This is a genomic window from Chamaesiphon sp. VAR_69_metabat_338, from assembly GCF_031423935.1.
Lineage (GTDB): Bacteria > Cyanobacteriota > Cyanobacteriia > Cyanobacteriales > Chamaesiphonaceae > Chamaesiphon.
The window spans coordinates 1-4,272 of the sequence record NZ_JANPGM010000491.1; the positions used below are offsets into that span (position 1 = coordinate 1).

Here is a 4,272-nt window from a genome sequence, read left to right on the forward strand (position 1 = left end):
TATTTGAAAAACAAGGACAAATGGATAAATATCGCAAGGCGGTAGGCTTAACCAAAAAGTTCAAAGGTTAGCTCTCCTGAAGAATATTGATGATTTACTGAATGTTTCGCTAAAAAAACAGCAGAAAATTTGCGATCGTTATATGGGTTATGACAAAAACCCGACTTTTCTAAAAAGTCGGGTTTTTAACAACGCTAGCTTTATTGTTATAAACTACTTAGCATTTACAATACAGCCTAAAAATAGCTATGAAGCCGCAATAGCTGCCGCAGCATTTGTTTGCATATAGTGTTCGACTAAAGAGACTAGAGCCATCGCTACCGATTCGCCATCCTCAGCATTTACGAGCACGATCGGCGGACGAGCGGTGCTATCTTGATAGCCCAAAGCCAAAGCGATATCTTCCAGATTCCAAGCACCTTCACAATCACTGTGGGTAATCCCAATTATCATCGGAATATTCGCGTGCCGATTCATGAAATTCATAATCCGGCGGGCATGATGAAACTCGCTCGGACGCTGTGCGGCAATCAACAACACGTACGCATGAGCGCGCTCGATCAAAATTTCCCACATGAAATCAAACCGCGTCTGACCGGGCGTTCCATAGATATGTAAGGCCATCTCTTCCCCAAATTGGAGCGTACCAAAATCCATTGCTACAGTGGTATTTTGTTTGAGGTTGGCCACATCATCGGTAGCTTTTTTATCTGTATCTACAACTTCGATCTCACTCACAGAACGAATAAAGGTGGTTTTACCCGCACCTACCGTTCCTGTGACTACTAGATTCATTATTTCCATGACGTGTCAACCCTTTTTCTTCAAAAAGCCCATTAAATTACTGAGGAACGAAGCAGATACCGGAACTTGGGAATTGCCACCACCGACACACACTGGCGGTGCATCCATTGCTTCATTGCGAGATGGTTGGATCGGTTCGGCACTGACTTCTTGTACCAACCCAATCGAACTCAACCTAAACCCAATTTGGCGAACTTTTTGGCTCTCTAGTCCTAGTTGTTCGGCAATTTTAGTCACTGACAATTCGCCAAGTGACAAGTTCCAAACTTTCAATTCTTGGGTATCGAGTCTAATTCCACCTAGTTGGGAAGACAATCTTTGCAGCGCAGAATCTAAGGCGGGTAATTTGGCTTCTAAGCCACTCCAATCCTTGAGCATTCTCATGCCCAATAATGCTAATTCGTGGGCACTCAAGTTCAATCCTGTCATCTCACTATAAACTAGCGGTACTTCCAGATTGAACTCAAACCGACCGTGATGAACTTCAAATAGTTTGCACGTAGTGGCAATTACTTGGGAGTTATAGAGGAGGGTGAGTTGTTCGGCGGTAATCAGATTTAGCGATTTGAGATGGGTACCTAATGGTTGGCGCAAGATTGTCAGCTGAGACTTTAATCCTGCCACCTTTTCTGGTACTAACCATCGTCGTTGCTCGATCGTGCCAAGCAACCCCTGATGCTGCGCGACATTACCTGGGACGACAGACATAATTCTGCCGCTTTGACAAGCGATATAATAAATATCACTGAGCGATCGATTCAAGCCGCGATCGGGTTCGATCGACAATAAGCCGGTTTTATTACCTTCTTGCACAAAGTGCAGAATTTCGGCCAATGAGTATTCTGATAAATAGCCAGCTAGGGACATTTATATCTCCAACATAGTAATTGAGAATGAGATATCTATCCAATCGAGTTGGAGAGCATTACTAGGTCGAGTATACCCACTAATGCTTGATTACATATCACAAATGTTTAATTTAAATTAATTTTTATGTCGCGATCTCGATCGACGCAAGGCATTAATTACTAACAGCGATTGCCCCTAAAAATTGTGGCTTGAGTCACTCGATTCGATCGCCAATAACAGGCAATTCAATTTAATGTTAGAGAGAAAATTTGTAAACTCTCTAACATCAATCGGTACCAACAATCGAGCTGCGGAAGGTTTGGCAGTGACGATCGTTAGTACCATCATCCTGTGACTAGTTCAAAGCAGCTTTGATGTCCGAAACAGTCCGTTTGATGTCTAGCATCAATAGTCCTTGTTTAGCGGAATGATTAGCCAACACGAGGAAGACCGCGTCGTCGCCACAACCGATTAAGATGCCATAACCATCAGTACCTTCAACCATGATTTTCTCAACGCTACCGCGCGATAATTCTTTACCGATCCGCTCGCCGAGGGAGAGCATCGCTGCCGACATCGCCGAAGTACGTTCTTCATCCATTGCACTAGGTAGGCTGGAGGCTAGTGGTAAGCCATCGTGAGATACCAAGGCTGCACCTTGGACATCTGCCGTACCAGATACAAAGTTCTGTAAAATTCCACCAATTGTACTTGCGCCCATGATTTCCTCAATATGATTAGGTTAGTTAGTTAGATCGAAATTTGTGAGTTGATGATTCAACCGCTATTAAAGCGCGGTGAATTCAAATACATCGTTAGCACCACCGCGTAAGACGGATTCAGTATGCACGCCGCGCAACTTTTGGCCGGTGACTTCGGTTAATGCACCCCAAACTGCACCCAGGGTGAAAGTACATTTACGATCGGAACCTTGAGGTTCGCCAGCGGAGCAAACAGTTTCAGAACAATAAACTTTGAACATATCGCCTTCTTTGACGATTTTATCGATCGCAGTCAGGTGAGTACCGTTAGCACCAACTGCTTCGTTTAATTTAGCAGCGATGACGCTGAGATCTTCGGTAGAACCGGACAAGCCTAACTCTTTAGCCAAGTTTTTACCGCGTTCGCGACCAGCAGCAATCAAAGCGATCGCTGTGGCTTTTTCGCCTAAAGCTTCTTCCATACCAGTGATTACTGATTTGAAACAAACGATACTGCTGAATTGACCCAATGTTGGGCGACTAGAAAGTGCGTTCGACATATTATTAATAAATCCTTTCGGAACGGGGATAAGGGTTGGAAGCTGCTAAGTTAGAGGCTGCGGGGATTCACCGTCTCGAAGTGATAATTGGGAAATCTTGGCAGACTTACTTAATTTAACTCCAATGTCATTGTGCCCATTTAGCAACAGTTGCTAACACTAATTAGAAAATATAATTTAATTTTACAAAACCACTATTAATGGCATCTCCAAACAATGCTAGATCGTGTCAAAACGACCGAGCACAATCGCAATAAAGCGCGCTAACTGGCGACTATTGTCAGTCTCGATCGTTGGCGATCGAGATTTAAAAATATCTCAATTATTTCTTCTTCAAAAATCCCATTAACTTGCCCAGGAATGAAGCAGAGATAGGCGTCGCAGGGCGGCTGCTATTAGGCTGGAGTTCGATCGGTTTAGCGATCGCGACTGGTAATACTTCCTCTAATAAACCGATCGCGCACAGTCGGAAACCAATCTGTTGCACCCGCTCGATTTTTAGACCCAATTGTGCGGCAATCTGCTCGATCGATAGTTCGCCCAGTGCTAAATTCCAGACTTTGGTTTCTTGACTATCTAGCCGCAGATCCGGCAGTGTTGACGAGATCCGTTGGAGCATCACTGTAGGAGTAGGCAATTTGCCACTCAAACTACTCCAATCGCGGAGCATCCGCAATCCTAAGAGCGATACCTCTTTGGCATGTAAACTGATGCCAGTCATTTCGGCATAAATTAACGGTGCTTGGGGATTGAAATTAAATCGCCCGTGATGAATCTCGCCAAACAATTTGCAGATATTTGCCACGACTTGAGCGTCGAACAGTAGCCGCAGTTGTTCGGTGTCGAGCGCGTTACAACCTTTGAGGTAAGTACCCAATGGTTGACCGAGTTTATTGACATTAATCGATAATCCCGTCAATTGTTCTGGCGAGAGCCATTGTCGTTGCTCCATCATCTTGAGCAAGCCGCGATACTCTAATCCATGTCCGTGACTCACCGACATTACCCGTCCAGTTTGGAAAGCAATGTGGTATGAATTATCGAGCGATCGACTCAAGCAGCGATCTGAGTCGATCGATAGTAATCCCGTTTTATTGCCATCTTGGACAAAATTAAAGATTTCGGCTAATGAGTATTCTGATAAATAGCCAGTCAGGGACATTTAGAATAGATCTCCAAGATCGCTAAGAATGAGTAGTTATTTATCGATGTTGAGGCATCTCAGACTGAAATGGGGTGAGTAACAGCGGCACTAATTGTGAGCGCAGCCATTGACAAATCGCGAATTGACCGTATGTCCCGATCCGATCGCAACCGATCGATAATCCAAAAGATACCCCCGCGCTAGTGTGCCCATA

Annotated in this window: 5 protein-coding genes; all 5 read right to left on the bottom strand. The window is 44.5% G+C overall.

The features are described 5' to 3' along the window. Window positions 1-246: 246 nt before the first annotated feature. A complete protein-coding gene (locus RMO84_RS13600; RefSeq protein WP_396135858.1) occupies window positions 247-804 on the bottom strand; it encodes a GTP-binding protein in 558 nt (185 codons plus the stop codon). Between the two features lie 6 nt (window positions 805-810). Further along, complete coding sequence (locus tag RMO84_RS13605; RefSeq protein WP_310488987.1) at window positions 811-1,671, bottom strand: DUF4388 domain-containing protein; 861 nt, start codon at window positions 1,669-1,671, stop codon at window positions 811-813. 337 nt (window positions 1,672-2,008) lie between these two features. After that, window positions 2,009-2,374, bottom strand: a complete 366-nt coding sequence (locus RMO84_RS13610; protein ID WP_310488988.1) for a roadblock/LC7 domain-containing protein — start codon at window positions 2,372-2,374, stop codon at window positions 2,009-2,011. A gap of 66 nt (window positions 2,375-2,440) precedes the next feature. Then, entirely contained in the window at window positions 2,441-2,914 is a 474-nt protein-coding gene (locus RMO84_RS13615) for a hydrocarbon-binding protein (RefSeq protein WP_396135859.1), read from the bottom strand. Between the two features lie 322 nt (window positions 2,915-3,236). After that, a complete protein-coding gene (locus RMO84_RS13620) occupies window positions 3,237-4,076 on the bottom strand; it encodes a DUF4388 domain-containing protein (protein ID WP_310488990.1) in 840 nt (279 codons plus the stop codon). Window positions 4,077-4,272 lie beyond the last annotated feature (196 nt).

Excerpts from the sequence above, each read along its gene's own strand:
- RMO84_RS13600 (WP_396135858.1), bottom strand. The coding sequence starts at position 804 with ATGGAAATAATGAATCTAGTAGTCACAGGAACGGTAGGTGCGGGTAAA.
- RMO84_RS13605 (WP_310488987.1), bottom strand. The coding sequence starts at position 1,671 with ATGTCCCTAGCTGGCTATTTATCAGAATACTCATTGGCCGAAATTCTG.
- RMO84_RS13610 (WP_310488988.1), bottom strand. The coding sequence starts at position 2,374 with ATGGGCGCAAGTACAATTGGTGGAATTTTACAGAACTTTGTATCTGGT.
- RMO84_RS13615 (WP_396135859.1), bottom strand. The coding sequence starts at position 2,914 with ATGTCGAACGCACTTTCTAGTCGCCCAACATTGGGTCAATTCAGCAGT.
- RMO84_RS13620 (WP_310488990.1), bottom strand. The coding sequence starts at position 4,076 with ATGTCCCTGACTGGCTATTTATCAGAATACTCATTAGCCGAAATCTTT.